This is a genomic window from Subtercola sp. PAMC28395, from assembly GCF_018889995.1.
Lineage (GTDB): Bacteria > Actinomycetota > Actinomycetes > Actinomycetales > Microbacteriaceae > Subtercola.
In genome coordinates this window covers 2,976,049-3,001,708 of the sequence record NZ_CP076547.1, presented here as the reverse complement: position 1 = coordinate 3,001,708, position 25,660 = coordinate 2,976,049, and the positions used below count along the sequence as shown (strand labels likewise).

24 protein-coding genes and 2 riboswitches are annotated in these 25,660 nt (G+C 63.8%); of the genes, 19 read left to right on the top strand and 5 right to left on the bottom strand.

Translation table 11 applies throughout. From position 1 onward, the window contains the following. Positions 1-110: 110 nt before the first annotated feature. Positions 111-1,097, top strand: coding sequence for a class II fructose-bisphosphatase (gene glpX, locus KPL76_RS13725; RefSeq protein WP_216334054.1), 987 nt, complete (start codon positions 111-113; stop codon positions 1,095-1,097). A gap of 10 nt (positions 1,098-1,107) precedes the next feature. Here glpX and rmuC read toward each other — a convergent pair whose 3' ends face one another. Next, positions 1,108-2,658, bottom strand: a complete 1,551-nt coding sequence (gene rmuC / locus KPL76_RS13720; protein WP_216334052.1) for a DNA recombination protein RmuC — start codon at positions 2,656-2,658, stop codon at positions 1,108-1,110. A 239-nt stretch (positions 2,659-2,897) separates the two neighbouring features. Between rmuC and KPL76_RS13715 the strand changes: the two genes are divergently transcribed. The 7 genes from KPL76_RS13715 (at position 2,898) to KPL76_RS13685 (ending at position 9,750) form a co-directional block, all read left to right on the top strand. Next, the gene (locus KPL76_RS13715) at positions 2,898-4,406 is read left to right on the top strand and encodes a CoA-acylating methylmalonate-semialdehyde dehydrogenase (protein WP_253202056.1); all 1,509 of its coding nucleotides are present in this window, start codon (positions 2,898-2,900) and stop codon (positions 4,404-4,406) included. A gap of 116 nt (positions 4,407-4,522) precedes the next feature. Next, entirely contained in the window at positions 4,523-5,599 is a 1,077-nt protein-coding gene (ychF, locus tag KPL76_RS13710) for a redox-regulated ATPase YchF (RefSeq protein ID WP_205107885.1), read from the top strand. A 108-nt stretch (positions 5,600-5,707) separates the two neighbouring features. Beyond that, entirely contained in the window at positions 5,708-5,947 is a 240-nt protein-coding gene (locus KPL76_RS13705) for an AbrB/MazE/SpoVT family DNA-binding domain-containing protein (protein WP_216334044.1), read from the top strand. Then, the gene (locus KPL76_RS13700; RefSeq protein WP_253202055.1) at positions 5,944-6,381 is read left to right on the top strand and encodes a type II toxin-antitoxin system VapC family toxin; all 438 of its coding nucleotides are present in this window, start codon (positions 5,944-5,946) and stop codon (positions 6,379-6,381) included. Before KPL76_RS13705 ends, KPL76_RS13700 begins: the two co-directional genes overlap by 4 nt. A 517-nt stretch (positions 6,382-6,898) precedes the next feature. After that, positions 6,899-8,491: an isocitrate lyase gene (locus KPL76_RS13695; protein ID WP_216334042.1), complete on the top strand. Its 1,593-nt coding sequence runs from the start codon at positions 6,899-6,901 to the stop codon at positions 8,489-8,491. A gap of 229 nt (positions 8,492-8,720) precedes the next feature. Further along, positions 8,721-9,182 carry a hypothetical protein gene (locus KPL76_RS13690; RefSeq protein WP_216334040.1) on the top strand — a complete coding sequence of 154 codons (462 nt, stop codon included), beginning with the start codon at positions 8,721-8,723 and terminating at the stop codon, positions 9,180-9,182. Positions 9,183-9,285: 103 nt separating this feature from the next. Continuing rightward, positions 9,286-9,750, top strand: a complete 465-nt coding sequence (locus tag KPL76_RS13685) for a phage tail protein (RefSeq protein ID WP_216334039.1) — start codon at positions 9,286-9,288, stop codon at positions 9,748-9,750. 25 nt (positions 9,751-9,775) lie between these two features. Here KPL76_RS13685 and KPL76_RS13680 read toward each other — a convergent pair whose 3' ends face one another. Beyond that, positions 9,776-10,135: a DUF1048 domain-containing protein gene (locus tag KPL76_RS13680; protein ID WP_216334038.1), complete on the bottom strand. Its 360-nt coding sequence runs from the start codon at positions 10,133-10,135 to the stop codon at positions 9,776-9,778. Between the two features lie 2 nt (positions 10,136-10,137). Then, positions 10,138-10,497, bottom strand: coding sequence for a PadR family transcriptional regulator (locus KPL76_RS13675; protein ID WP_216334037.1), 360 nt, complete (start codon positions 10,495-10,497; stop codon positions 10,138-10,140). Between the two features lie 146 nt (positions 10,498-10,643). Between KPL76_RS13675 and KPL76_RS13670 the strand changes: the two genes are divergently transcribed. The 3 genes from KPL76_RS13670 to KPL76_RS13660 all read left to right on the top strand — a co-directional run bounded on the left by KPL76_RS13670 (position 10,644) and on the right by KPL76_RS13660 (position 13,326). Next, the gene (locus KPL76_RS13670) at positions 10,644-11,165 is read left to right on the top strand and encodes a hypothetical protein (RefSeq protein ID WP_216334036.1); all 522 of its coding nucleotides are present in this window, start codon (positions 10,644-10,646) and stop codon (positions 11,163-11,165) included. A 117-nt stretch (positions 11,166-11,282) separates the two neighbouring features. Further along, entirely contained in the window at positions 11,283-12,878 is a 1,596-nt protein-coding gene (locus KPL76_RS13665) for an ABC-F family ATP-binding cassette domain-containing protein (protein ID WP_216334035.1), read from the top strand. Positions 12,879-12,957: 79 nt separating this feature from the next. Beyond that, entirely contained in the window at positions 12,958-13,326 is a 369-nt protein-coding gene (locus tag KPL76_RS13660; RefSeq protein ID WP_216334028.1) for a VOC family protein, read from the top strand. On the opposite strand, the gene KPL76_RS13655 is transcribed toward KPL76_RS13660, so the two are convergent. Further along, positions 13,323-13,919 (bottom strand): TetR family transcriptional regulator, encoded by a 597-nt coding sequence (locus tag KPL76_RS13655; protein ID WP_216334026.1) that lies wholly within the window; start codon positions 13,917-13,919, stop codon positions 13,323-13,325. The genes KPL76_RS13660 and KPL76_RS13655 overlap by 4 nt on opposite strands. Before the next feature lie 139 nt (positions 13,920-14,058). On the opposite strand from KPL76_RS13655, the gene KPL76_RS13650 reads away from it, so the two are divergent. The 7 genes from KPL76_RS13650 to KPL76_RS13620 all read left to right on the top strand — a co-directional run bounded on the left by KPL76_RS13650 (position 14,059) and on the right by KPL76_RS13620 (position 22,653). Continuing rightward, complete coding sequence (locus KPL76_RS13650) at positions 14,059-14,763, top strand: type 1 glutamine amidotransferase domain-containing protein (RefSeq protein ID WP_216334024.1); 705 nt, start codon at positions 14,059-14,061, stop codon at positions 14,761-14,763. Between the two features lie 77 nt (positions 14,764-14,840). Further along, entirely contained in the window at positions 14,841-15,869 is a 1,029-nt protein-coding gene (locus KPL76_RS13645) for an NADP-dependent oxidoreductase (protein ID WP_216334022.1), read from the top strand. 127 nt (positions 15,870-15,996) lie between these two features. Then, positions 15,997-16,785, top strand: a complete 789-nt coding sequence (locus KPL76_RS13640; RefSeq protein ID WP_216334021.1) for a copper resistance CopC family protein — start codon at positions 15,997-15,999, stop codon at positions 16,783-16,785. A gap of 146 nt (positions 16,786-16,931) precedes the next feature. Then, a riboswitch (glycine riboswitch) is annotated at positions 16,932-17,027 on the top strand. Next, positions 17,028-17,194, top strand: a riboswitch (glycine riboswitch). It begins immediately after the preceding riboswitch. An 86-nt stretch (positions 17,195-17,280) separates the two neighbouring features. Further along, positions 17,281-18,489, top strand: a complete 1,209-nt coding sequence (gcvT, locus tag KPL76_RS13635; RefSeq protein WP_216334019.1) for a glycine cleavage system aminomethyltransferase GcvT — start codon at positions 17,281-17,283, stop codon at positions 18,487-18,489. A 2-nt stretch (positions 18,490-18,491) separates the two neighbouring features. Then, entirely contained in the window at positions 18,492-18,896 is a 405-nt protein-coding gene (gcvH, locus tag KPL76_RS13630) for a glycine cleavage system protein GcvH (RefSeq protein ID WP_216334017.1), read from the top strand. Next, positions 18,896-21,772 (top strand): aminomethyl-transferring glycine dehydrogenase, encoded by a 2,877-nt coding sequence (gcvP, locus tag KPL76_RS13625; protein WP_216334015.1) that lies wholly within the window; start codon positions 18,896-18,898, stop codon positions 21,770-21,772. The genes gcvH and gcvP overlap by 1 nt, the downstream gene beginning before the upstream one ends. Positions 21,773-21,843: 71 nt before the next feature. After that, the gene (locus KPL76_RS13620) at positions 21,844-22,653 is read left to right on the top strand and encodes a pentapeptide repeat-containing protein (protein ID WP_216334012.1); all 810 of its coding nucleotides are present in this window, start codon (positions 21,844-21,846) and stop codon (positions 22,651-22,653) included. A gap of 178 nt (positions 22,654-22,831) precedes the next feature. On the opposite strand, the gene KPL76_RS13615 is transcribed toward KPL76_RS13620, so the two are convergent. Then, entirely contained in the window at positions 22,832-23,638 is an 807-nt protein-coding gene (locus tag KPL76_RS13615) for a CPBP family intramembrane glutamic endopeptidase (RefSeq protein WP_216334010.1), read from the bottom strand. Between the two features lie 275 nt (positions 23,639-23,913). Between KPL76_RS13615 and KPL76_RS13610 the strand changes: the two genes are divergently transcribed. Continuing rightward, a complete protein-coding gene (locus tag KPL76_RS13610; RefSeq protein WP_216334009.1) occupies positions 23,914-25,530 on the top strand; it encodes an ABC transporter substrate-binding protein in 1,617 nt (538 codons plus the stop codon). Positions 25,531-25,660: the final 130 nt, after the last annotated feature.

The window sequence follows — 25,660 nt, the reverse complement described above, 5'->3', positions numbered from 1 at the left end:
GCAGACCCCCGGCCCGCGTGCGGGGGTGCCCCACCGGTACTGTAGGAGACAGCAGACCGGCGCCCGCTCTGAGTGCGCCACAGCCCTCCATTGAAGAAGAAGGACTCATCGTGACCACCGAAGCACCCTCTCTCTACCTCGAACACCCCGACCGCAACCTCGCACTCGAACTCGTTCGGGCAACAGAGGCCGCCGCGATTCGTGCCTGGCCGTACATCGGCAAGGGCGACAAGTTGGCTGCAGACGGCGCCGCAGTGGATGCTATGCGGCTCCTGCTCGGAACGGTGAACTTCGACGGGGTCGTCGTCATCGGTGAGGGTGAGAAAGACAAGGCGCCGATGCTGTTCAACGGCGAGCACGTCGGCAACGGCCGCGGGCCGGCCTGCGACATCGCTGTCGACCCCATCGACGGTACGAGCCTCACGGCCGCGGGTCGCCCGAACGCGATCTCGGTCATGGCGGTCGCCGATCGCGGAACCATGCTCGATGCGTCGACGGTCTTCTACATGGACAAGATCGTCACGGGCCCGGAGGGTGTCGGGGTCATCGACATTCGCAAGCCCATCGGTGAGAACATCCGCGCGCTCGCCAAGGCGAAGGGCAAGGACGTTTCAGAGATGAAGATCGCCGTGCTCGACCGCCCGCGCCACGCGCAGCTGATCGACGAGATCCGCGCCTCGGGTGCGGGCACACGTCTGATGCTCGACGGCGACGTCGCCGGCGGCATCAACGCTGCGAGGTACGAGACCCGCACAGACATGTGCGTCGGTATCGGCGGAAGCCCTGAAGGAATTGTCACGGCCTGTGCGATCAAGGCCCTGGGTGGCTTCATCCAGGGGATCCTCAAGCCGGGCTCCGACGAGGAGCGCCAGCGCGGCATCGATGCCGGGCTCAAGATGGACCACGTGTACGAAGCCGACGAGCTGGTGTCGAGCGACAACACGTTCTTCGTCGCCACGGGTGTCACCGACGGCGGCCTGGTGAAGGGCGTGCGTCGCCTGGGCCCGATCATCCGCACCGAGAGCATCGTTCTGCGCTCGCACTCAGGAACCATCCGCCGCATCACGGCCGACCACCTGATCGAAAAATGGCTCTGAGAGCCACAACCTAGATCAGGCGGGGCTGCTCTGACATGTCGCCGACGCTGCCGAGGTCGTCTTCGAGTTCGAGCTGGGCGACCAGCTCCGGCGCGGTCAAACTGCGGGCATTCTCTTCGACGGGTTCGAGCGGCTTGAGTACGATCGATTCGTCGAGCGAGTTGAGTTTGCGCGCTGTGGAGTAAACGTTGCGCTCGAACGACCCGATGAACGCGTTGTAGTGCTTCACCGTGCGGTCGAGGGTGCTGCCCAGCTTGTCGATGTGGGTGGCCGTCACGGCAAGACGTGAATAGAGCTCCTTGCTGAGGTCGAAGAGGGTCTTCGCCTCGTGGGTGAGCACGTCTTGCTGCCAGCTGAACGCCACCGTCTTCAGAAGCGACCACAGGGTGACAGGTGAAACCAGGGCCACTCTCTTGCTGAACGCGAAGTCCATGATGCTGGGGTCGGCCTCCATTGCGGTGGAGATGAGCGACTCACTCGGGATGAACGCCACGACCAGTTCGGGAGAAGCGTCGAGCCCTGCCCAATAGCCCTTGGTGCCGAGGGTGGTGATGTGATCGCGTACGGCCTTCACGTGTGCTTTCAGGAGCTCGGTCCGACGTGCGCCTTCCGCTCCGGTCGCCGTCGCGGGGATCTGGCTCGCCTCGAGGTAGGCGTTGAACGGCACCTTGGCGTCGACGGCGATGTTCTTTCCGCCAGGCAGGTGCACCACCATGTCGGGACGCCCCGCGCCGTTGTCGCTCGTCAGGCTCGACTGGGTCTCGAAGTCGACCCGGTCGAGCAGCCCGGCCGCCTCGACGACGTTGCGCAACTGTGTCTCGCCCCAGACACCCCGGGTGCTGTTCGAGCGAAGGGCAGACGCGAGGGACTCGGCAGTGTTGCGGAGACGCTCTTCCGATTCGGTTGCAGACTTCAGCTGCTGGCTCAGTTCGCCGTGCTGCTGCCGACGCTGTTCTTCAAGCTCGGTCACCTTCGCCTGCACGAGCCTCAGGCTCTCCTGCACCGGGCTCAGTGCGACAAGTACCTTGCCGTCGGCCTTGACCCGTTCTGCTTCGGCCTGCTGTACATCGTGGAGCCTCGCCTGGAACTCGGTGAGCCGCTCTTCCTGCTGTAGGATCTGCTCCCGGTACTGTGCGTCCTGGGTGGCAAGCTGTTCGCGGAACAGAGCCTCCTGCTGACGGAGTCGCTCAGCGAACTGGTCGCGGGTTGAGAGCAGGGCGTTCTCGTGCTGTTCGCGGGCCTGCACGAGCTGGCCATCGCTCTGTTCGCGCATCTCTACCACCCGGGCTCGGGCTTCGAGAAGCTGCGCATCTGTCTGGGCCCGCGCGTCGACGAGCTGTTCGCGGGCGGCGGTGATCTGTTCACGCAGGGCGGCAGCCGTCGCCTCTGCGGCGGCGCTGCGGCTCTTCAGGTCGACCAGTTCGGCGAAGCGGGCCTCGGTATCGGTGGTGTCGCCACCCCCTGACACGCCATCGCGACGGGATCGCAGCAGCCAGCCGACCAGCGAGCCGAGCGCGAGGCCGACCACCAGACCGATGATGAGGGTGACGATGATCTCCATGCGCCCCAGTCTCGCAGGGGGCCCCGACACTGGTGCTATTCGGTCACGGCCAGCCGCGATCATCCATTGGAAATGTTCACGCAATAGGGTTGATGCACGAATTGTTCACCGCCGAGCCCGTGCCCGTGTGAGCGACGCTGCTCCACACCGGATCGAACCACCGAATCAACAGCACCGAAACAAAGCACCGAAACAAAGCACCGAATCATCCGCACCGCATCAACCAGGAATCAGGAACCATGTCAGACGTCACTTCGTCACTGCCCGTCGTCAACCACTGGATCGACGGCCGGGAGCACGTCAGCACCAGCGGCCGTACCGCACCCGTCTTCGACCCCGCGAAGGGCGTGCAGACCAAGAGCGTCGCTCTCGCGGACGCCGCCGAGATCGCCGCCGCGATCGCCTCGGCCAAAGCCGCCTTTCCTGCTTGGCGCGACACTTCGATGGCCAAGCGCCAGCAGATCCTCTTCACCTTTCGCGAGCTGCTGGCCGCACGCCGCGGCGAACTGGCCGAGATCCTCACTGACGAGCACGGCAAGGTGCTGAGCGACGCTGCCGGTGAGATCACCCGCGGCCTCGAGGTCGTCGAATTCGCCACAGGCTTTCCCCACCTGATCAAGGGCGAGTACTCCGAGAACGTGAGCACGGGAGTCGACGTCTACTCGACGCGCCAGCCCCTCGGCGTCGTCGGGGTCATCAGCCCGTTCAACTTTCCGGCAATGGTGCCGCTGTGGTTCTTCCCGATCGCGATCGCGGCCGGCAACACCGTCGTGCTGAAGCCGAGTGAGAAGGACCCGTCGTCGGCGAACTGGCTCGCCGCTCTCTTTGCCGAGGCCGGCTTGCCCGACGGTGTGCTGAACGTTCTGCACGGCGACAAGGAGGCGGTGGATGGCCTGCTCACGAGCCCCGATGTGAAGTCGATCTCGTTCGTGGGTTCCACGCCGATCGCCCAGTACGTGTACGAGACGGCGACGAAGCACGGCAAGCGAGTGCAAGCCCTGGGTGGGGCGAAGAACCACATGCTCGTTCTGCCCGACGCCGACCTCGACCTTGCAGCCGACGCAGCCGTGAACGCCGGGTTCGGCTCGGCCGGAGAGCGCTGCATGGCGATCTCCGTTGTCGTGGCTGTTGAGCCGGTGGCCGACGAGCTCATCTCGAAGATCGTCTCGCGCGTTGCCGGCCTGAAGGTGGGCGACGGCCGTCGCTCGTGCGACATGGGCCCGCTTGTCACTGAGGTGCACCGTGACAAGGTCGCCTCGTACATCGACATCGCCATCGAAGACGGCGCCACGGTCGTCGTCGACGGCCGCGGCATCGACGTCGACGGTGACGCCGACGGGTTCTGGCTCGGCCCGACGCTGATCGACAACGTCTCGACCTCGTCGCGGGTCTACACCGACGAGATCTTCGGCCCGGTTCTCTCGATCGTTCGCGTGGCCTCCTACGACGCGGGTCTCGAACTGATCAACGCCTCCAGGTACGGAAACGGTACGGCGATCTTCACCAACGACGGGGGAGCGGCGCGTGGCTTCCAGAACGAGGTCGAGGTCGGCATGATCGGCATCAACGTGCCGATTCCGGTGCCCGTCGCCTACTACTCGTTCGGTGGGTTCAAGGACTCCATCTTCGGCGACTCGAAGGCATACGGCCCCGACGGGTTCCACTTCTTCACGCGCCAGAAGGCCATCACCTCGCGCTGGCTCGACCCCAGCCACGGCGGCATCAACCTTGGCTTTCCGCAGAACTGAACCCCGGGCATCCATCGCCTCGGCTCGTGAGGCCGGCGCGTCGAAGTGAGGCCGGTGCACCTGGCTCTTCTCGGCGCACCGGCCTCACGAGCCAGACCCGGGTACGATAGACCCCCGTGGCTCTAACTATCGCAATCGTCGGGCTGCCCAATGTGGGCAAGTCCACCCTGTTCAACGCACTCACCAAGAACCAGGTGCTGGCGGCGAACTACCCGTTCGCAACCATCGAGCCGAACGTGGGTGTGGTGAACCTGCCGGATGCCCGGCTCGCCGAGCTCGCGAAGATCTACGGCAGCGAGAAACTGCTGCCTGCGCCGGTGTCGTTCGTCGACATCGCCGGCATCGTCAAGGGTGCAAGCGTCGGGGAGGGGCTCGGCAACAAGTTCCTCGCGAACATCCGAGAGGCCGACGCGATCGCGCAGGTCGTGCGCGGCTTCATCGACCCCGACGTGGTGCACGTCGACGGCAAGGTCGATGCCGCGAGCGACCTCGAGACGATCAACACCGAGCTGATCCTGGCCGACATGCAGACCCTCGAGAAGGCACTCGCCCGGTACGAGAAAGAGGTCAAGACCAAGCGCATCGAGCCGATTGTGCTGCAGACCGCCCAGGCGGCGCACGCCATCCTCGACTCGGGCAAGCCGTTGTCGAGCGACTCGAAGATCGACCTCGAGCCCATCCGTGAGCTCGGGCTACTCACCGCCAAGCCGTTCATCTACGTGTTCAACATCGACGAGTCGGTGCTCGCCGACCAGGCCAGGCTTGCGGAGCTCGCTGCTCTGGTTGCGCCGGCCAAGGCGATCTTCCTCGACGCGAAACTCGAATCCGAGCTCATCGACCTCGAGCCCGAAGACGCCGCTGAGCTCCTCGCGTCGACCGGCCAGGAGGAGAGCGGCCTCGACCAGCTCGCCCGCATCGGCTTCGACACCCTGGGCCTTCAGACCTACCTGACGGCGGGCCCGAAAGAGACCCGCGCCTGGACCATCGGCAAGGGCTGGACGGCCCCGCAGGCGGCCGGAGTCATCCACACCGACTTCCAGAAGGGCTTCATCAAGGCCGAGATCGTCTCGTTCGACGACCTGGTCGAGGCTGGCACCATGGCAGAGGCCAAGGCCCGCGGCAAGGTGCGCATCGAGGGCAAAGAATACGTGATGCACGACGGCGACGTGGTGGAGTTCCGCTTCAACGTGTAGCCATCTCGGCCCGCAGTTGTTCCGGGCCCGAAGCACCCATGGTTTGACGCGAGAGTCATTTCTTTCAGATTCACGGGACATATGGGACTCAATTGGTAAGCTATTCCCATGGAAGCGACGATTGACTCTGGCGGCAGACTCCTTCTACCGAAGAGCCTTCGTGATGCATTGGGTCTTGGCCCGGGTTCGAAAGTAGACGTGTCGGCCTATGGTGGAGGGCTGCAGGTGACGCCGGGCGGGCGGACTGCGCGCTTGGAGCGGGGTGAAGATGGGCGTCTGGTGGCAAGTTCAGAGACATCTGTCTCAGACGACGTTCTGTTCGCACTGATCGATTCTGGGCGGAAGTGATTCCACAGCCACGTTACGCGCTCGACACAAGTGTCTCTGTGCCGCTCCTGATGAAGGCACACGACGCTCACGACGTCGTCTCTGCGTGGGCCGCTGGCCGAGTGCTTGGACTCAGTGGACACGCACTCGTCGAGACCTACTCGGTTCTGACTCGCCTCCCGGGAGATTCTCGGGTCGATTCCGCTGACGCCGTATTGCTCATAGACGACAACTTCCCCGCCCATTTCGCGCTCTCCGCAGAAGCCACGAGCACGTCTCATCGCGAACTCGCGCGGCACGGCGTTTCAGGTGGAGCAACATACGACGGTCTCGTCGCCCTGGCGGCCCGGGAACACGAAGCGGTGTTGGTGACGCGTGACGCGCGGGCCAGACAGACCTATGAGGCCCTGGGCGTCAAGGTGGAGATCATCACCGTCCCGAGCGTGTCACGGTGAGTCGGAACGTGGTGGAGTTCCGCTTCAACGTATGACCACCGGCGACGGCGTGCCGGGCCGCGCGAAGGCTTTCGTATGGGATCCCCTCTGGACGCCGGTCAGCTGGGGTTCGGCCGTGGTGGTTGTTTTTTCCATCATCGCAATATGCGCATTGGGTGGATTCTGGGTTTGGTTGGGATGTGCGCTGATCGTCCTCGACGTGGCTGCGGTGACACTCCTGGTCATGCGAGAGATGAGGCTCCGAAGGGCGCATGATCGAGAATGACCCGGTCGAGGTCCATGTCGCGATCTGAATTGATGTGCGTCACAGATGACGTTCTCGCCATCCCCGTCTTCGCGATACCTCGCAGGTGCTGTTTCTTCTCTGAGTAGAAGAATCGCGTTTCTTCTAGTCGGCAGAAGTACCGCGAAACTTCAACCCTGAATTCTCCTGATGGGCGGGTGTTCTTTGCCCAGAGTGGTCATATGCGCTGAAGCCCCCACACGGCGCAGCCCCACTCATAACGAAGGACGAAACATGACCGCCTACCAGGACGACATCGAAGCGATCGAAGCGCTGAAGCAGGAAGCCGGCAGCAGCTGGGATGCAATCAGCCCCGAGTCGGTCGCCCGTATGCGCACGCAGAACCGCTTCCGTACCGGCCTCCAGATCGCCCAGTACACCGCAGACATCATGCGCAAGGACATGGCGGAGTACGACGCCGATTCATCTGTCTATACCCAGTCGCTCGGCGTCTGGCACGGCTTCATCGGCCAGCAGAAGCTCATCTCGATCAAGAAGCACCTCAAGACCACCAACAAGCGGTACCTGTACCTCTCGGGCTGGATGGTTGCCGCGTTGCGTTCGGAATTCGGGCCGCTCCCCGACCAGTCCATGCACGAGAAGACGGCCGTGCCGGCCCTCATCGAGGAGCTCTACACGTTCCTTCGCCAGGCCGACGCCCGCGAGCTCGACCTGCTCTTCACGAAACTGGATGCCGCGCGCGCTGCCGGCGACGAGACCTCGATCGAGCTCATCCAAACGCAGATCGACAACTACGAGACCCACGTCGTGCCGATCATCGCCGACATCGACGCTGGCTTCGGAAACCCGGAGGCCACGTACCTGCTGGCGAAGAAGATGATTGAGGCGGGCGCCTGCGCCCTCCAGATCGAGAACCAGGTCTCTGACGAGAAGCAGTGTGGCCACCAGGACGGCAAGGTCACCGTTCCCCACGAGGACTTCATCGCGAAGATCAACGCGGTGCGCTACGCGTTCCTCGAACTCGGCATCGACAACGGCGTGATCGTCTCGCGCACCGACTCGCTCGGCGCCGGCCTCACGCAGAAGCTCGCTGTGAGCCGCACGCCCGGTGATCTCGGCGATCAGTACAACTCGTTCCTCGATGTCGAAGAGATCCCCGAGTCGGGGCTCAGCGATGGCGACGTCGTCATCAAGCGCGATGGCAAGCTCGTGCGCCCGAAGCGCCTGCCCAGCAACCTCTTCCAGTTCCGCGAGGGAACCGGTGAGGAGCGTTGTGTGCTCGACAGCATCACGTCGCTGCAGAACGGTGCCGACCTGCTCTGGATCGAGACGGAGAAGCCGCACATCGCTCAGATCGCCGGCATGATGAACGAAGTTCGTAAGGTCATCCCGAACGCCAAGCTTGTCTACAACAACAGCCCGTCGTTCAACTGGACTGCCAGCTTCCGCCAGCAGGCCTACGACACGTTCGTCGAAGAGGGCAAGGACGTCTCGGGGTACGACCGAAGCAAGCTCATGGGCGTCGAGTACGACGACACCGAACTCGCGCAGGTCGCTGACGAGAATATCCGCACGTTCCAGCGCGACAGCTCGGCACAGGCCGGTATCTTCCACCACCTGATCACGCTGCCGACCTACCACACGGCTGCGTTGTCGACGGATGACCTGGCCAAGGGCTACTTCGCCGACCAGGGCATGCTCGCCTACGTCAAGGGCGTGCAGCGCCGCGAGATCCGTGAGGGAATCGCCACCGTGAAACACCAGAACATGGCCGGATCCGACATCGGTGACAACCACAAGGAGTACTTCGCCGGCGATTCGGCCCTCAAGGCCGGGGGCCAGAACAACACGATGAACCAGTTCTAGGGCTGGTTCTCCTGTACCACGTGATGCCGGTCTCCGCAGGGATACCGGCATCACGGCGTTGCGCCGAGAACGTCAACGTGGAGGCGTTTGAGGTGTGGTGTCCCGCACGGCCCTCCTGTTTCTGCGTTGGGTGGCCGCGGCTGATGCGCGGAGCGACGCCTCCGATGCTGACGCGGCACGGCGCAGGGCGCGGTAGTCTGGGGCGTTCCGCTCGACGAAAGGATGATCGATGACGTCTCTGCCCACAGCCTCAGCTCTTCGCCGTGTAGGGGGCCTCGCGATTGCCACGGGTTCGCTCTTTGTGGCTGTCGGAACGGGTGCCTGGTACACCGTCTCGAAGCAACTGCGCGATGAGAAGATCACCGTTCCCGGCAACGCCCCCATGCTCAAGGGCAAACGCGTCGAAGGACCCGCAACGGCGTATGTCGAGGCGCTGGTCATCAAGGGGAACGCCGAACGGGGTGCAGGCGGGCGGACTTTCGCCGACATCAGCGAGGCGCTGCGGGGAGTCGACCCGAAAAGCGACGAGGCGGCAGAGCTCCGTAAGCAGAGTTCTGCGCTGTCGACGGGAGCGTCGTTGCGCACATCGTTGATGACGTCGGTGCTTGCCTTCGGGGTGAGCGCGTTCGCCGGCGGGCTCGGCGTCTTCCTCCTGATCGTGGGATCTCAACTTCGGCGAGTCCGCAACTAGCGACCACCGCTGGCGACCCCCAGCCAGGAGAGCAGTTCTGGAGAAGCAACCTCCGGCAGGATCGCGCTACCGTGGGGTTCACCGTTGCACCTCAGGAGGAACCATGCCGTACGTCGTCGATTTTCAGAATGTCTCAACCGTCGGTCTGGAGTCATCTCCCTTCGCGGAGACACTGGCCGGCCTCCGGGCAAATGAGGCACGGTACTACAAGAACAAGTACGACCATGTGTTCACCGTGACCTCGGTGGACGAAGATCCTGCGACGCTCGAGTGGATCAGCGGCATCCTCAAGGACGAGCGCGACATCGTGATCTCGTCCCGCCCGCTCGAGGTGACGTCCTTCGAAGTGGAGGGCACGAGGATGGCCTACGGGTTCTACGAATCGGGGCTGTCGATCAACGTGATGTACGGCATCGAAGACGGCGGCAAGCGGGCTGTCGGATTCAAGCTCTCAGATGGCATGGAGATCCCCGAGGAATTGGAGTCCCGCTTCAAGTTCGCCCGCCAGAAGTCGAAGCTCGCTGGCGTGATCCGCGGCTCGTATTTTGTGATCAAGGGCGAGCACTGAGCGCATTTCTTCGAAAAGGGCGTCGTCAGCTGAGCTGCTCGGCGACCGCGCGGTCGATGGACTCAGCCAGCCGCGCCCGTTCCTTGCGGATCCAGCTGCCTCCGGCGTAGTTCTCGAGAAACGTCTCGGCGAATTCAGAGGGGTCGTCGCCGAGGAGCGAGCGAATGGGCGTTTCGTCGGCAACGGCCCGCTCGAAGAGCTCCGCCAGATCGTCGAGCATCGCTACAAGGGCCTTGCCGTCGTCGCTCGGGCCCATGTACATCAGGTACCGTTCGAGCGCCCTGGCCGCGTCACGGTACCCGGCGGGCAGCCGCTTGACGCGCGCCTTGTACTCCAGATAGCTCTTCTTGTCGGCGAGATCGCCGATGAGCTTGTCGATCCACATGGTCAGTTTCCTTCCTGTCGTAGATCTTCACTGCGCGGGCGATCCGCGCGGAGACGCTCGAGTCGTTCCGTGAGAAAGCGCCAGCTCGCCCAGAACTCGTCGAGGTTTGCTTCACCCTCAGCGTTCAGGGAGTACACCTTGCGGGGCGGCCCCTTTTCAGAAGGCATCTTCTCAACGTCGACGAACCCGCGCTGTTCGATCCTCAGCAGAAGAGCGTAGATCGTGCCTTCCGCGATGTCGGAGAATCCTTCGTCGCGAAGCCGCGCCGTAATCTCGTACCCGTAGGCCGGCCTCGTCGCCAGCAGGGCGAGCACAATCCCCTGAAGGGTTCCTTTGAGCATCTCGGTCTTCTGGTTGCCCATGATCGTGATCTTCCTTCTCGGGCCGGCTTCTTCAGTAGACAGTAACACTAGGTACTGGTAGCTGGCAACACTGAGTAGGGGGCAGCCGACGTTGTCGTCAGAAAAGGGGACTGCGCCGCAGAGAGCGCCCGGGGCACGATGGATGGATGTCGAGCATCCTGCGCAGAGAGCGCCGCGCCCACAGGGTGCGGGCGACGCTGCTGGCCGCACTCGTGCTGGCATCGGTCGCCGGATGCTCGGCGAGCCTTGATCTCTCGCCCCCCGATGCCACGCTGCCCACCCGCGTGCCCGTCACCGTGTACACGCCGCCGTGGACGCCGACCCCCACTCCGACGCCGCCCCCACCGCCCCCGCCGCCGCCACTGACAGCGCCGAACGCGATGGGCGGCCAGACCGACGGTGGCAACACGGCCTACACGCCGGTGGTCGACGACACCGGCCCCCAGGAGTTCGCCAAGGGCCGGGCGACGAAGGTGAACGACTACGAGTATCGCTACGTCGTCGCCACCTATGACCAGGTGCTGGCGATCGCGTCGCGGTTCTACCTCCAGACGAACGATGTCGTGCGGGTGAACTTCCCGTGCTCAGACCCCCTCAACGTGCAGCCGGGCGATGTGCTCGACATTCGCTGGCCGGTCGATTCCGAGCAGGTGGGCAGGGGCTGCTGAGCGGGCAGACGAAATCGACGGGGGCGCGAGCGTGGGCTGGGCAGACGCCGGCGCATCCGCGTATCCTGACGAAGGCCGATTTCGCGCGCCGCACACCCCACAGATCGGCTGCAGCTCATGAGTCTCGTACGGCTGAACGACGTCAGCGTGAGCTTCGAGCGCACACCCGTGCTCCGCGAGGCGTTCTTCCGCCTCGAACCGCGCGACAGGGTCGGGATGATCGGCCGCAACGGTTCGGGTAAGTCGACGCTGCTCAAACTCATCCTCGAGCAGGTGTCACCTGACTCCGGTACCGTCACGCTCGAACCGGGTCTCAGACTCGGTTACTTCTCCCAGTTCTCCGAACTCGACGGCGAGCAGTCGATCACGGAGGTCCTCGAGGGGCTCTTCACGGGCATCCATGCAATCGAGGCAGAGCTTGCAGAAATCGATGCCGCAGTCGCACTCGACTCGTCGGCGAGCCCGGCGCTCGACGCGCTCATCGAACGCCAGGCGGCGCTCTTCGAGGAGATGGAGCGACTGGATGGCTGGGACTACCAGCGGCACATCGACAGGGCTCTCTCGACGCTGGGTTTCGACGAGGCGCACCGAAGCTGCCCCATCGACGACCTCTCTGGCGGCTGGCGCAACCGGGCTGCGCTGGCGAAGATCGTACTCGAGAAGCCCGACGTACTGCTGCTCGACGAGCCCACGAACTTTCTCGACGTGGCCGGGGTTGAATGGCTCGAAAGTTGGTTCCGCGACTTCCGCGGCGCGGCCATCGTCGTCTCGCACGATCGAACGTTCCTCGACTCGGTCGTCACCCGCATCATCGAGCTCGAGAACTTCCACCTGCACGAGTACCCGGGCAACTTCGACGAGTACGTCATCCAGAAGCAATTCAGGCTGAAGACTCTCGAGCAGCAGTTCGTGCACGAGTCGGAACTGCTCGCATTCGAGTCAGAGGGCATCTCCGACCGGCGGGAGGCCGCGAAGAACGCCAGCCGCAGCCTCGGCAAGCAGCTCTCGACCATCAAGAAGGCCCGCACGCCCCGGCCCGTCGACCAGATCATCACCGAGATCTACGGTGGCCTGCACGTGAAAGACGTGTTGTGCCGTGTCGAATCGCTCAACAAGTCCTACGGCGACAAGGTGCTCTTCGACGGCCTCACGCTCGAGATCCGCCGCGGCAACCGCATCGTCGTGCTGGGCTCAAACGGCAGCGGCAAGAGTACCCTGCTGCGCGTGCTCATCGGCGAAGAGCGTGCCGATGCGGGAACGGTCGACTGGCCCAAGGGCGTGGCCGTCGTCTCTTACAACCGGATGCTCGCCGAACTCGACGACACCGACACCGTCACCCATGCGGTCAATGCATTGCCCGACAGCCTCGCGCTCACCGCCACGCGAAAGTCGGTCGGCCGCTTCCTGTCGATGTTCCAGTTTTCGGAGGCCGACCTCAAGCAGCGCATCGGAAACCTCTCCGGTGGCCAGCGCGCCCGCGTCGCCATGGCCCAGTGCCTCCTCTCGGGTGCATCAGTTCTGCTGCTCGACGAGCCAACGAACCACCTCGACCTCGCAAGCACCCAGGTGATGGAGCGCGCGATCCAGCACTTTCCGGGCGCCGTCGTCGTGGTCAGCCACGACCGGTTCTTCACCGAGAAGATCGCGAACCGCTACCTGGTGTTCGGCACAGACCCCGCGGTTCCCGGTGAGATCGAGCTGCGTGTCGCCTGATGTGCTGCTGCGTGAGAGTCCCTGTGCTCGAGGGTCTGGGCACGTGCCAGTTGTCGGGGGACTGGCGTAGGGTTTTGGCATGACACTTTCATGGGAAGAACTGATCGTCGACTGTCGCGACTTTTCGGCGCTGTCGAAATGGTGGGCCGTGGCGCTCGGCTGGAATGTCGTCGATGAAGACGAAGATGGGGTCGAACTGCAGAACCCCGACGGCTCGAAGCCGACTCTCTTGTTCCTGAACGTTCCCGAGGCGAAGACAGTCAAGAACCGCCTTCACCTCGACTTCGTGCCCGACGACCAGACTGCAGAGGTCGAGCGTCTCATTGCCCTGGGAGCAACGCGGCTCGACATCGGCCAGGGTGAGCGGAGCTGGGTCGTTCTGGCCGACCCAGAGGGCAATGAGTTCTGCGTGCTCTCCGCCCGCCCGAGTGGTGTTGAGGCCGACTAGCGCGGCAGTACAAGCCTGGCGGCGGCGCGTTCGACCTCGGCGCGGCGTGCTGCGGGGTCGTCGCCCCCCTGCGTGATGGCGTGGATCTCGGCGGGGGCCATCAGCCACGAGGTGGCGGTGCTGAGCAACAGTCCGAGCAGCACGGCAGGGTTCCAGTCAGGGTCGGCGAGCCCGAGCGACTGTGACTGCCTGATCACATCGAGCTTGTGCTGGTAGGTCTCGATGCGGCGGGCCGAGACGTCGTCGGGGTGTCCTGAATCGTGAATCCACGCCCACACGGCGACGCGTTGAGACCCCGGATTCTCGGCAAAATAGTCGTGCAGGCGAACCGTGTAGCCCACGAGGTCGGTGTCGATCGGAACGACTGTCGACAGGTCATCCAGAGCCTGCTGCATGACCTGGTCGAACAGCTGGTCCTTGTCGCCGAACCATGCGTAGATGCGTTCTTTGCTGGCGCGCGCGAGTTCGGCGATCCGGTTGATTCGGGCGCCGGCGACGCCGAACTCCGTGAACTCCGCGGCGGCGGCGAGAAGAACGCGCTCCCGGGTGTCACGGCCCCGAAGCTGTTCACGGCGTGCTGAGAGTTCGCTCATCTGGCGGCCCACGACTCCTTGTCATTGATGTGAATCGAACCTTTTGGTTTGACAAGATCCTAGCCCTCTTATAAAATCAAACCAAGTGGTTCGTTTATTTTGACAGCCGCACATTATTGATCAAGCTGGAGGCACTTTCATGACTTCTGTACTCATCGTTCTCTCTGCGTCCGATCACTGGACGCTCTCGACCGGCGACAAATACCCTACGGGCGTCTGGGCCGAAGAACTCGTCGAGCCGCACAGGCTCTTCACTGATGCCCGTTACGACATCACCATTGCCACCCCGGGCGGAGTCGCCCCCACGTTCGACCAGAACAGCCTGAGTGCCCGCGGCGCGGGCAGCGAAGAGCGGGTAGAAGAGCTCCGTACCTACCTCGATTCGATCGCAACCGAACTGAAGTCGCCAGTGCCACTCACCGACGTCACCGTTGCGGATTTCGACGTCGTGTTCTACCCGGGTGGCCACGGACCCATGGAAGACCTCTCGGTCGACGCTGATTCCGGTCGCATCATGACCGAGGCCCTGGCATCGGGCCGCCCCCTCGGTGTGCTCTGCCACGCTCCTGCTGCCATGTTCGCGGCAGTAGCGGCCGATGGCTCGTGGCCCTTCACGGGCTACCGGATGACCGGCTTCTCTGACGCCGAAGAAGAACTGAATGGGCTGGCAGAGGTGGCGCCGTGGCTCGTCGAGACCAGGCTCGTCTCGAACGGGGCGATCTACTCGAAGGCAGCGGAACCGTTCGGCTCGCACGTCGTCGTCGACCGTAACCTCTACACCGGGCAGAATCCCGCGTCGTCTGCAGCGGCTGCAAAGCAGATCATCGCCGCCCTCGCGGAATAACGATCATCCCGTCGATCCGCACCATTGGATCGATCCCCACCACGCCGTCGGTCCACATCACGTCAAGGAGTCTTCCCATGTCTCATGAAACACATCACTCTCACGCCACCAGTACCCAGTGGAACCTGGTTTCCCGCCCGACTGGCGAGCCCACTGCCAGCAATGTTGAGAAGGTGACGATAGAACTTCCCGAGCTGGCCGACGGTGACGTTCGCGTCGAGAATGAATTCCTCTCGGTCGACCCGTACATGCGGGGTCGCATGAACGAAGGCCGTTCCTACGTGCCGCCGTTTCCGCTCGGAGAGGCGATGACGGGTGCCGCTGTGGGCCACGTTGTCGAATCGCGATCCGATGCTCTTGCTGTCGGCGACACGGTGCAACACCAGTTCGGCTGGCGCGATGTAGCCCAGGGCCCGGCGTCGGCTTTTCGCCCGGCTCCACGGATTCCCGGCGTGCCTCTGTCGCTCTACCTCAGCGTTCTCGGGATCACGGGTATCACCGCATGGGTCGGCCTCACGCAGATTGCGCACATCCGCGAGGGAGACGTTGTCTTCGTATCGGGGGCGGCGGGCGGAGTCGGCACCATGGTCGGGCAGATCGCCCGCCTGAAGGGTGCCTCCCGGGTCATCGGCAGCGCGGGCTCGTCGGAGAAGGTGGCTCTGCTCACCGAGAAGTATGGCTTCGACGCAGCCTTCAACTACAAGGACGGCGACGTGCTCGGCCAGCTCGAGAAGGCCGCCCCAGATGGTGTCGACGTGTATTTCGACAACGTGGGTGGCGAGCACCTCGAGGCGGCACTGAATTCGATGAGCGACGGCGGCCGCATCGCCGTCTGCGGCGCGATCTCGGCCTACAACTCCTCGGGTGAAGAGAGAGGTGTGCGGTTCCTCGGCAACATCGTGACCCGCGGGCTGACCATCACGGGCTTCACCATGACGAACTACGGTCACTTCGCGCCCGAATTCGCTGCCGACATGACGAAGTGGCTCACTGAGGGCAGGATTGTCTTCGATGAGACCGTTGTCGAAGGCATCGACAACGCCTTCGACGCCTTCACCGGAATGATGCGCGGTGACAACATCGGCAAGATGATCGTGAAGATCTAGGTGTTCTGCCCTGGGCGTGTCTCACAGCCAGTCACACGCTGCATCTGGCGCGCGCCGTAGCCGCAAGTCACCTGAGCATCTGGTGCAGGGCGTTCGGGCCGACCGGGTCGACGGTTATCGTTGGGGAGTGCGAACCTCTTCCCCTGCTTCCCGGCGTCGGCTCGCACGTGGACTGGTGACCGGACTTGTCTTCGCCGCTGTCGCCATCGGAGCAGGCTCTGCGCCTGCGGCCCTGGCCCACGATGTTCTCGAGAAGTCGTCCCCGTCAGCGGGAGAGGTCGTCTCGAAGCACCTCGACACCGTCGTACTGACGTTCAGTGATGAGCTGCTCGCCCTCGACGCGTCGCTTGGTGGTTTCGCAGTGCAGGTGACAGATGCCGACGGTGACCATCACGAATCCGGCTGTGTGGTCGTTGCCGGCAGCGTCGTGTCGACCGGCGTCGCCCTCGGCGAGGCGGGAGAGTACACGGTGGCGTGGCAGGTGGCTTCCTCTGACGGGCATCCGGTCTCTGGTTCGTACACCTTCACCTGGCAGCCCAGCAGTGTCACCGTAGCGGCTCCGGGATTCACGTCAGCACCCGATTGTGACGACGCGTGGTCGGGTGAGCCGTCGACGACCGAACCCACTCTCGCCCAGGCAGCCTCGCCGGCACCATCGCCCTCCCAGGCCTCTGCCACCGCTGGCACCCATTCGGCTGATGCACCTGCCCCGACGCCCGAGCCGACCATGACTGTTCTCGGTGTTGCCCAGGCGGACTCGAGCAGGCAGTCGAATGTCGCATTGCCTGTGGCGATCGTGCTCGGCATCGGTGGCCTCAGCGTGCTCTCTGCCGTTCTCGTCTTTGCCATGCGTCGACGCAGAGTCGATTCCCCAAGCGACACTCGAGGCGATCCGACACACGGCAACGGCGACTGAAGGTCGTAGGTTCTCGTCGCCGCTGGCCACTAAACTGGCCCCAGCATGATGTGTCGCCCTGGCACTGTCTCGGCGCTGCACACGTGCATGCTCCAGACGTGCAAGCTACACACGTGCATGCTCCACAACTGAATACTGCTGGCCATTAGGTCGACGCGGGAGAGCCTGGCGCAATTCGTGCCGGGCACCGAAGGAGCAATTCTCTCCGATAAACTCTCAGGTTCGTGTACCGCGTTGAACTGGCCACTCTGAAAAGAAGCTCTCACCCCCGCTTCGGCTCTGCCCCCAACAGGCAGTACCTCGAACGGGCAGTGCCTCAAACGGTGCGAGAGCTCGCCCACGGTGAAAGTCGCTGCCCTCGCTACCCGGCAGTGGTGAAACTCTCAGGCACCATGACAGAGGGGGAGTGTCTGCGGGGTTCATCCGAGCCCTGTGACCTCTTTGCCTGTGCACGCTGATGCGTCGCAGGCGCACAGGAAATGAACAGGAGAACTCATGACCGAAGCCCCTCATGGTGCCGAAGCCCTCGCTGGAGGCGAAGTCGCCGAGCCCGTCTTCTCGCCGCTCAATGCCGTACACCTCGCAGCCGGTGCCTCGTTCACCGACTTCGCCGGCTGGCAGATGCCCGTCAGATACACGAGTGATCTCGCCGAACACCGCGCCGTGAGAACGGCAGCGGGAATCTTCGATCTCTCGCACATGGCAGAGATCAGCGTCACCGGCCCCGAGGCCGGCGCCTGCCTCGACTTCGCATTCGCCGGACTGCTCTCGGCCACAGCCGTCGGGCAGGCGAAGTACAGCCTGCTGCTCGACCACGACGGCGGAATCATCGATGACGTCGTCGTCTATCGCACGGGCGAGACGGAGTTCCTCGTTGTCGCCAATGCCGGCAACCACGCCGTCGCGGTCGAAGCCCTGCTGCAGCGGGCCGCGGGATTCGACGTCGTGGTGAGCGACGTGAGCGACCAGCTCGCGCTCATCGCCGTGCAGGGCCCGGCTGCTCGCGAGATAGTCAAGGCCACTGCAGGCATCGACTTCGATACGGAGGCGGTGGATGATCATCCACTCGATTCCCTGAAGTACTACTGGTCGCGCCCGGCACGCTACGCGAACAAGCCGTTGCTCGTCGCACGAACCGGTTATACCGGCGAAGACGGGTTCGAACTCTACGTCGACGTCCACAGCGCAGAAGCGCTGTGGAACGCTGTGGTCACAGCGGGCGGAGCGTTCGGCCTCGTGCCCGCCGGGCTTGCCGCCCGCGACACCCTGCGCCTGGAGGCGGGCATGCCGCTCTACGGCCATGAACTGGGCCGGGCAACCAGGCCAGCGCAGGCCGGCCTCGGGCGCGTGGTGAACTTCGCGAAAGAAGACTTCGTCGGCCGCGCAGCTCTCGAAGCGATCAGTGAGTCCGCCGGCCAGGGTGCCGGGGCTGCCGATCCTGCTCGAGTTCTGGTCGGTCTCCAGGGCACTGGCAAGCGAGCAGCCCGCGCCGACTATGAACTCTTCGAAACACAGGAATCAACCACGCCCGTCGGCGTGATCACGAGCGGTGTGCTCTCGCCCACGCTCGGGTTTCCCGTTGCCATGGCCTACCTCGACCCGCAATTCTCTGCGCAGGGCACTGAGCTCTCCGTCGATGTGCGAGGCACCCGATTGCCGCTCACCGTAACCGCTCTGCCCTTCTATCGCCGAAAGAGAGACTGACCATGACCGACTACTCGGACCTGAAATTCACCGCAGAGCACGAATGGGTGCGTCTGGATGCTGCGGCAGACGGTGTCCCAACACGAGCCACGATCGGCATCACGGCGTACGCGGCCGAGAAGCTCGGCGATGTTGTGTATGTCGACCTGCCCGCCGAGGGGTCTGCCATCGCCGATGGAGCTGTCGTCGGCGAGATCGAGTCGACCAAGTCGGTCGGGGAGCTCTTCGCCCCACTGACGGGTGTCGTGCTGGAGAAGAATTCCGCCGTGGAGGAATCACCGGAGCTCGTGAACAGCGACCCGTTCGGCGAGGGCTGGCTGATCCGGGTGGAATTCACCGACCTGCCCGAATTGCTGAGCTACGCCGAATACCAGGCGCTGACCGGCGATGATGGAGTCTCTGCCTGATGAGCCTTCCTTTTCTCGACCGCCACATCGGTACGACCGCTTCGGCGCAGGCGCAGATGCTCGACCTGCTCGGCTACGAGACGGTCACCCGTCTGGTCGAAGCCGCAGTGCCGGCGTCGATCCACGCAGCCGACGTGGGCGAACAGTCGGTCATCCCTTCGCCAGCCTCTGAACGAGAGACGATCGCCGAACTTCGCGCACTGGCCTCCCTGAACACCGTCAACCGGTCGATGATCGGACTCGGATACTACGACACGATCACTCCGGCCGTGATCAAGCGCAATGTCTTCGAGAACCCCAGCTGGTACACCGCGTACACGCCGTACCAGCCCGAGATCTCGCAGGGCCGGCTCGAAGCGCTCATCAACTTTCAGACGATGGTCTCCGAGCTCACCGGGCTCCAGACCTCGAACGCGTCGATGCTCGATGAAGGCACTGCCGTCGTCGAGAGCATGCTCCTCGCGCGCCGCGCAAGCAAGTCGACATCGCGGGTCTTCATCGTCGATTCGGACTCCTTCCCGCAGACCAAGGCGCTTCTTGCGTCCCGGGCCGATGCCGTCGGCATCGAACTCGTCGAGATCGAGTTGGCACAGGCAGAGCCATCCGAGCTGCCGGAGGCCTTCGGCCTCTTCGTGCAGTACCCGGGTGCTTCCGGTCGCATCTTCAACCCTGCAGCGATCATCGAGCACGCTCACGCAGTCGGCGCTCTCGCAGTGGTCGCCGCCGACCTGCTTGCCCTCACACTGCTGGCCTCGCCGGGTGAGCTGGGAGCCGATGTTGCGATCGGAACGAGCCAGCGTTTTGGCGTGCCGATGGGTTTCGGGGGCCCGCACGCCGGTTATATGGCGGTTCGCAAGGGCCTGGAGCGCCAGCTTCCCGGTCGCCTGGTCGGCGTGAGCGTCGACTCCGATGGCAATCGCGCGTACCGGCTGAGCCTGCAGGCGCGGGAACAGCACATCCGCCGCGAGAAGGCGACGTCGAACATCTGCACAGCCCAGGTACTGCTCGCCGTCATGGCGGGGATGTACGCGGTCTACCACGGCCCTGACGGGCTCCGTGCAATCGCAACCGAGGTCAACGATTCGGCACGGACCCTCGCGACCCTATTGCGTGCAGCGGGCTACGAAGTGCTTCACGACGACTTCTTCGACACGATTCGTGTCAGAGTGGCAGGGCGGGCACAATCGATCGCGGCGGTCGCGCACCAGCAGGGTTACCTGTTCGACATCGTTGATGACGACACTCTGGGGCTCTCCGTGGATGAGACCACCTCGCGGGTCGATCTGAAGGCCGTTGCACGGATCTTCGACGCCGTTCCGCGTGGCCACGCCGAGTACACCGAGCTAGTGCGCAGCCTCCCAGCTGAACTCGAGCGCACCAGCGACTTTCTCACGCACCCTGTCTTCAACTCGCATCGCTCAGAAACGAGCATGATGAGGTACCTGAAGAGACTCGCCGATGACGACTACGCGCTCGACAGGGGCATGATCCCGCTCGGGTCGTGCACGATGAAGCTCAACGCCGTCACCGAGATGGAGGCGGTCAGCTGGCCGGAGTTCGCAGGGCTCCACCCGTTTGCTCCCCGAGCAGATGTCGAAGGGTACCTCTCGCTCATCGACCAGCTCGAATCGTGGCTGACCGAGGTCACGGGCTATGACTCGGTCTCCCTGCAGCCCAACGCGGGTAGCCAGGGTGAACTCGCCGGGCTTCTGGCCATCCGTGGCTACCACCGCTCGCGGGGTGACGCCGGCCGAACGGTGTGCCTGATCCCGTCGAGCGCCCACGGCACAAACGCGGCCTCCGCGGTCCTTGCGGGAATGTCGGTCGTCGTCGTGGCCTGCGACGAGCTGGGCAACGTCGATCTCGACGACCTGCGTGCCAAGATCGCCAGTCACGCAGACTCCCTTGCAGCTCTGATGATCACGTATCCCTCGACCCACGGAGTCTACGAACACGATGTCGTCGACATATGCCGCTCGGTGCATGAAGCAGGGGGGCAGGTCTATGTCGACGGCGCGAACCTCAATGCCGTTCTCGGATTCGCCCGATTCGGCGAGTTCGGCGGCGATGTGTCGCACCTGAACCTGCACAAGACCTTCTGCATTCCGCACGGAGGGGGAGGGCCGGGTGTGGGTCCGGTGGCTGCGAAATCGCACCTCGCGCCGTTCCTGCCAGGCCACGCCTTCGCCCAGAAGAACGAGCACCCCACAGCCGGTGGCGGCAGCGTGGAGCACGGTGGCGGGGCGGTCTCGGCTGCGCCGTACGGCAGTTCGAGCATCCTGCCGATCAGTTGGGCGTACGTGCGCATGATGGGTTCAGACGGACTGAAGAAGGCGACCGAAGCGGCGGTGTTGGCAGCCAACTATGTGGCGGCACGCCTGCGTGGCCACTTTCCTGTGCTCTACGCAGGGGAGAATGGTCTTGTCGCCCACGAGTGCATTCTCGACCTGAGGCCCCTTCGCGAGGCCACAGGGATCACTGTCGACGATGTGGCCAAGAGGCTCATCGACTACGGCTTTCACGCTCCGACGATGAGCTTCCCCGTCGCCGGAACGCTCATGGTCGAACCGACCGAGAGCGAGGACCTGCCGGAGATCGATCGTTTCATCGACGCCATGATCGCGATCAAAGCCGAAGCCGACGCCGTGGCGGCCGGGGAGTGGCCGGTCGACGACAACCCGCTGGTGCACGCTCCTCACACTGCCGCATGCATCGCAACCGGCGAATGGGCCCACGCCTATTCGCGTGAGCGCGCTGTCTTCCCGGTTGCAGGCCAGGCCAGGCACAAATACTGGCCGCCAGTGCGTCGCGTCGACCAGGCATACGGTGACCGCAATCTGTTCTGTGCATGCCCGCCACCTGAAGCATTCGAGTAGGAGGGCGGCGGTTGGGTCGCAGCACCCGGCCCCTCGAAAGCGAGACAGGCTCACTACAGTACGATCGAGTGATGAATGGTTCTGCTCGTTCTCGATGGGCGATCGGGGTGGCGGCCCTGGTCGCCCTGCTGGTGTGTGGTTTCTCGATACTCGCAGTGCCGGCCGTCAGCGCTCAGGCGTTCACCAGCGGCACGTGTGTCATCAATCGCAGTGTCGATGGCCCTGTTGCAGGCGGCAGCAGGTGCGCAGGTGCAGACCTGAGCGGTGAACACCTGGCGCAGTCGGATTTTGATGGCGCCGATCTGTCTGGTGCGAGCCTGAAGAATGCCGACGTTCAGGCTTCGACATTCGCGGGTGCCACCCTCACCGGGTCGGATTTCACCGGAGCAAGGGTGGTCGGTGCAGACTTCACTGGGGCCGGAATCGTACCGGGGCACCTCGATGTCGATGCCACCGACACCAGCGGGGCGGCCGCGTCGTTCGACCCGGCCCTTCCCGCGGGCCTCACGCTGGTGGGCTGCGGAATCGCGGGGGAGCCGGTGGCGTCTGGTGCGATCTTTCCCCTCGGCACGACCGGGGTGCTCTGCTCGTTCGCCACCTCACGAGCGAACGAAGTCGCAACAGCAGTGATCACGATCACGGTGGCATCGCCGCACACCAGCGCGCCGCCCGTTCCCATCTTCACCCAGACGGCATCGGCGGCCCCCGCTGCACCTCCGACCCGCGGAATCAGCGGTGACACGATGACCGTGCTCCTCGTGGGAGCGGGGGCGGTCGTTCTGCTCGGCATCGTGGGGTTGATCATCCGCGCCGTGCTGGCTCGTCGTGCGCTCCGCAAGCGCCCGCCGGGGGGAAGAAAGTCTGGCCGAGGCGCCTACTGAGCCATCGGCACCGGATCGGCAGTGCTTGTTCGCCAGTGCTGTTTCGCCAGTGCAGTTCTTTCAGTGCAGTTCTGTCAGTACGGTTGCTTCACCGCAGTTCTGCACTGACGTTCTGCACTGAAGTTCTGCACTGTCGGTCCGTCAGCTCTGCCGTTCCGTCCGTGACGCTGTTTCGCGACTACTTCGGGCTGCCGAACAGACCGGGGAAGGTCGACACGGCCCACGCGTAGCCGACGAATGACGCGATGTCGAGAATCCAGTGCGTGATCACCAAGGGCACCGTTCGGCCCCAGCGCGTGTAGAACCATCCGAAGACGACGCCCATCACGAAGTTGCCGAAGAACGGCCCGATGCCCTGGTAGAGGTGATAGCTGCCCCGCAGAGCTGCCGAACTCACGATGATCGTCCACTTTCCCCAGCCGAGACGCCCGAGGCGCTCGTAGAGGTAGCCGACGACGATGAGTTCCTCGGTCAGTGCGGCGCGAAGGGCTGAAAGTACGAGCACCGGCACCGTGTACCACGCAGCGTCGAGGGGAGCGGGAATGACGTCGACGGTGAATCCGAAGGCGCGACCGGCGAAATACAGGGCAAGGCCCGGAATACCTATCAACACGAGCAGGAAAAGACCTCGGCGCAGGTCGCGAAGAGGTTGCGAGGCGTCGAAGCCGAGCCTGGTGAACGGATTCGAGCCCGAGAGCCAGAGCAGATAGAACGCCAGGGCGACAGGGATCAGCGCGAAGAAGATCGCCAGGAGCTGGTATGTGAGATCGAGCCACGCGCGGTCGCTCAGGGTGCCGTTGATGGTGGCGGTCTGCGAGCCGAGCGGCGTGTCTCGGGTGAGCCGGTCGAGAAGCTGAACGACGGAGTAGACGGCCGAAGCGCCGAGCGAGAGCCCGAGAACGATGAGGATTTCGAGCCCGAACATCGGGCGTCGCTGGGGGCTCCCGGTGAACCCACTTCGGGGGTCAGGAGGGGTTTGGGCCATGCCGCCGCTTTCTTGCGTCTGGAGCTATGAATCCGCAGAGATTGTGCAAAGAGCACAACAATCCGGTGATTTTAGTTTCTAGTATGTAACTTTTTTCACACGCATTTGGTTCTTCGCGCCACCCCTTTTAGGGTACTCGGTAGTCATCGAGCGCGCCGATCACCTCAGCGTGCCCGATTTGCGAGGCTTCACACGCATCGTGAGCGACACATTCGATTCGAGACTTCGGCCACGAGCCGCGGATTCGAAATTCCCAGTTTGCACAGGAGGAAACCTTGAGAATCAGTCGTATTGGAGTGGGCGTCGTCGCTCTGGCAGCAGCCAGCGCGCTCGTGCTCACAGGATGCGCAAGCGGGGGCAGCAGCACGCCCACCGCGAGTGCCAACACGTCAGCGATCATCACCACGAACGGCTCTGAGCCGCAGAACCCGCTGATCCCGACCAACACCAACGAGACCGGTGGCGGCAAGATCACGGACAACATCTTCGCTGGACTCGTCTACTACGACGAGAAGGGCGCTCCGCAGAACGATGTCGCCGATTCCATCACGACGACCGACTCCACCACGTTCACGATCAAGATCAAGCCGAACGAGAAGTTCACGAACGGTGAGGCCGTCACCTCTGACTCCTTCATCAATGCCTGGCAGTACGGCGCGCTCCTCAGCAACGCCCAGTTGAACAGCTACTTCTTCGAGGACATCGTGGGCTTCAGCTACGACGCAGACTCACCCCTCACCGGTCTGAAGAAGGTCGATGACACGACCTTCACGGTCACCCTGAAGGCGCCGCACTCGGACTTCCCGCTCCGCCTCGGCTACACGGCCTTCATGCCGCTGCCCAGCGTCGCGTTCACCGACCTGAAGGCATTCGGCGAGAACCCGATCGGAAACGGCCCCTACATGCTGGCCAAGGCCGGCGCGTGGCAGCACAACGTCAAGATCGACCTCGTGTCGAACCCCGAGTACACCGGTGGCCGCAAGCCGCTGAACGGTGGCCTGACCATCACGTTCTACCCGACGGCAGACGCGGCCTACGCCGACCTGCAGGCGAACAACGTCGACGTGATCGACCAGATCCCCGACAGCGCCTACGCCACGTACAAGAACGACCTCGGCGACCGTGCCGTGAACCAGCCGGCTGCGATCTTCCAGTCGTTCACGATTCCGGACCGCTTGGCTCACTTCGGCGGCCAGGAAGGCCAGTTGCGTCGCCAGGCGATCTCAGAAGCGATCGACCGCGCGACCATCACGAAGGTGATCTTCGAAGACACCCGTACGCCGGCCGCAGACTTCACGTCGCCGGTCATCGACGGCTGGTCGGACTCGATCTCGGGCTCAGATGTTCTGAAGTACAACGCTGAAGACGCCAAGAAGCTGTGGGCACAGGCGGACGCCATCTCACCGTGGACCGGCACCTTCCAGATCGCGTACAACGCAGACGGTGGCCACCAGGGCTGGGTCGACGCAGTTGTGAACAACCTGAAGAACAACCTCGGTATCGACGCCTCCGGCGCTCCGTCACCGACGTTCAAGCAGGTTCGTACGGCCATCACCGACCGCTCGATCCAGACCGCGTTCCGCACCGGATGGCAGGCCGACTACCCCGGCCTGTTCAACTTCCTCGGCCCGATCTACGCGACCAACGCCGGCTCGAACGACGGGGACTACTCGAACCCGGCCTTCGATGCACTGCTGACGAAGGGCTCGAGCGAGACCGACTCGGCCGCTGCGATCAAGGACTACCAGGACGCCCAGACAATCCTGTTCAAGGACCTGCCTGCAATTCCGCTGTGGTACTCAAACGTGACCGGTGGCTTCAGCACCGCAGTGTCGAGCGTGCACTTCGGCTGGAACTCGGTACCGCTGTACTACGAAATCACCAAGGGCTAACACCAGCCCAGACATCTGCAGGGGCGGTGGCGTTGAGCTACCGCCCCTGCGGTGTGATTCCGACAGTTATGCCGGCCGCGGGGTTTCGAACGAGTAGCCTGTTCCAAAGCCCGTGGCCCGTCACAGTAAG

What these genes read in the sequence shown, in the direction of transcription:
- rmuC (WP_216334052.1), bottom strand. Translation starts at nt 2,658, where the DNA reads ATGGAGATCATCGTCACCCTCATCATCGGTCTGGTGGTCGGCCTCGCG.
- KPL76_RS13715 (WP_253202056.1), top strand. Translation starts at nt 2,898, where the DNA reads ATGTCAGACGTCACTTCGTCACTGCCCGTCGTCAACCACTGGATCGAC.
- KPL76_RS13705 (WP_216334044.1), top strand. Translation starts at nt 5,708, where the DNA reads ATGGAAGCGACGATTGACTCTGGCGGCAGACTCCTTCTACCGAAGAGC.
- KPL76_RS13695 (WP_216334042.1), top strand. Translation starts at nt 6,899, where the DNA reads ATGACCGCCTACCAGGACGACATCGAAGCGATCGAAGCGCTGAAGCAG.
- KPL76_RS13690 (WP_216334040.1), top strand. Translation starts at nt 8,721, where the DNA reads ATGACGTCTCTGCCCACAGCCTCAGCTCTTCGCCGTGTAGGGGGCCTC.
- KPL76_RS13685 (WP_216334039.1), top strand. Translation starts at nt 9,286, where the DNA reads ATGCCGTACGTCGTCGATTTTCAGAATGTCTCAACCGTCGGTCTGGAG.
- KPL76_RS13680 (WP_216334038.1), bottom strand. Translation starts at nt 10,135, where the DNA reads ATGTGGATCGACAAGCTCATCGGCGATCTCGCCGACAAGAAGAGCTAT.
- KPL76_RS13675 (WP_216334037.1), bottom strand. Translation starts at nt 10,497, where the DNA reads ATGGGCAACCAGAAGACCGAGATGCTCAAAGGAACCCTTCAGGGGATT.
- KPL76_RS13670 (WP_216334036.1), top strand. Translation starts at nt 10,644, where the DNA reads ATGTCGAGCATCCTGCGCAGAGAGCGCCGCGCCCACAGGGTGCGGGCG.
- KPL76_RS13665 (WP_216334035.1), top strand. Translation starts at nt 11,283, where the DNA reads ATGAGTCTCGTACGGCTGAACGACGTCAGCGTGAGCTTCGAGCGCACA.
- KPL76_RS13660 (WP_216334028.1), top strand. Translation starts at nt 12,958, where the DNA reads ATGACACTTTCATGGGAAGAACTGATCGTCGACTGTCGCGACTTTTCG.
- KPL76_RS13655 (WP_216334026.1), bottom strand. Translation starts at nt 13,919, where the DNA reads ATGAGCGAACTCTCAGCACGCCGTGAACAGCTTCGGGGCCGTGACACC.
- KPL76_RS13650 (WP_216334024.1), top strand. Translation starts at nt 14,059, where the DNA reads ATGACTTCTGTACTCATCGTTCTCTCTGCGTCCGATCACTGGACGCTC.
- KPL76_RS13645 (WP_216334022.1), top strand. Translation starts at nt 14,841, where the DNA reads ATGTCTCATGAAACACATCACTCTCACGCCACCAGTACCCAGTGGAAC.
- gcvT (WP_216334019.1), top strand. Translation starts at nt 17,281, where the DNA reads ATGACCGAAGCCCCTCATGGTGCCGAAGCCCTCGCTGGAGGCGAAGTC.
- gcvH (WP_216334017.1), top strand. Translation starts at nt 18,492, where the DNA reads ATGACCGACTACTCGGACCTGAAATTCACCGCAGAGCACGAATGGGTG.
- gcvP (WP_216334015.1), top strand. Translation starts at nt 18,896, where the DNA reads ATGAGCCTTCCTTTTCTCGACCGCCACATCGGTACGACCGCTTCGGCG.
- KPL76_RS13620 (WP_216334012.1), top strand. Translation starts at nt 21,844, where the DNA reads ATGAATGGTTCTGCTCGTTCTCGATGGGCGATCGGGGTGGCGGCCCTG.
- KPL76_RS13615 (WP_216334010.1), bottom strand. Translation starts at nt 23,638, where the DNA reads ATGGCCCAAACCCCTCCTGACCCCCGAAGTGGGTTCACCGGGAGCCCC.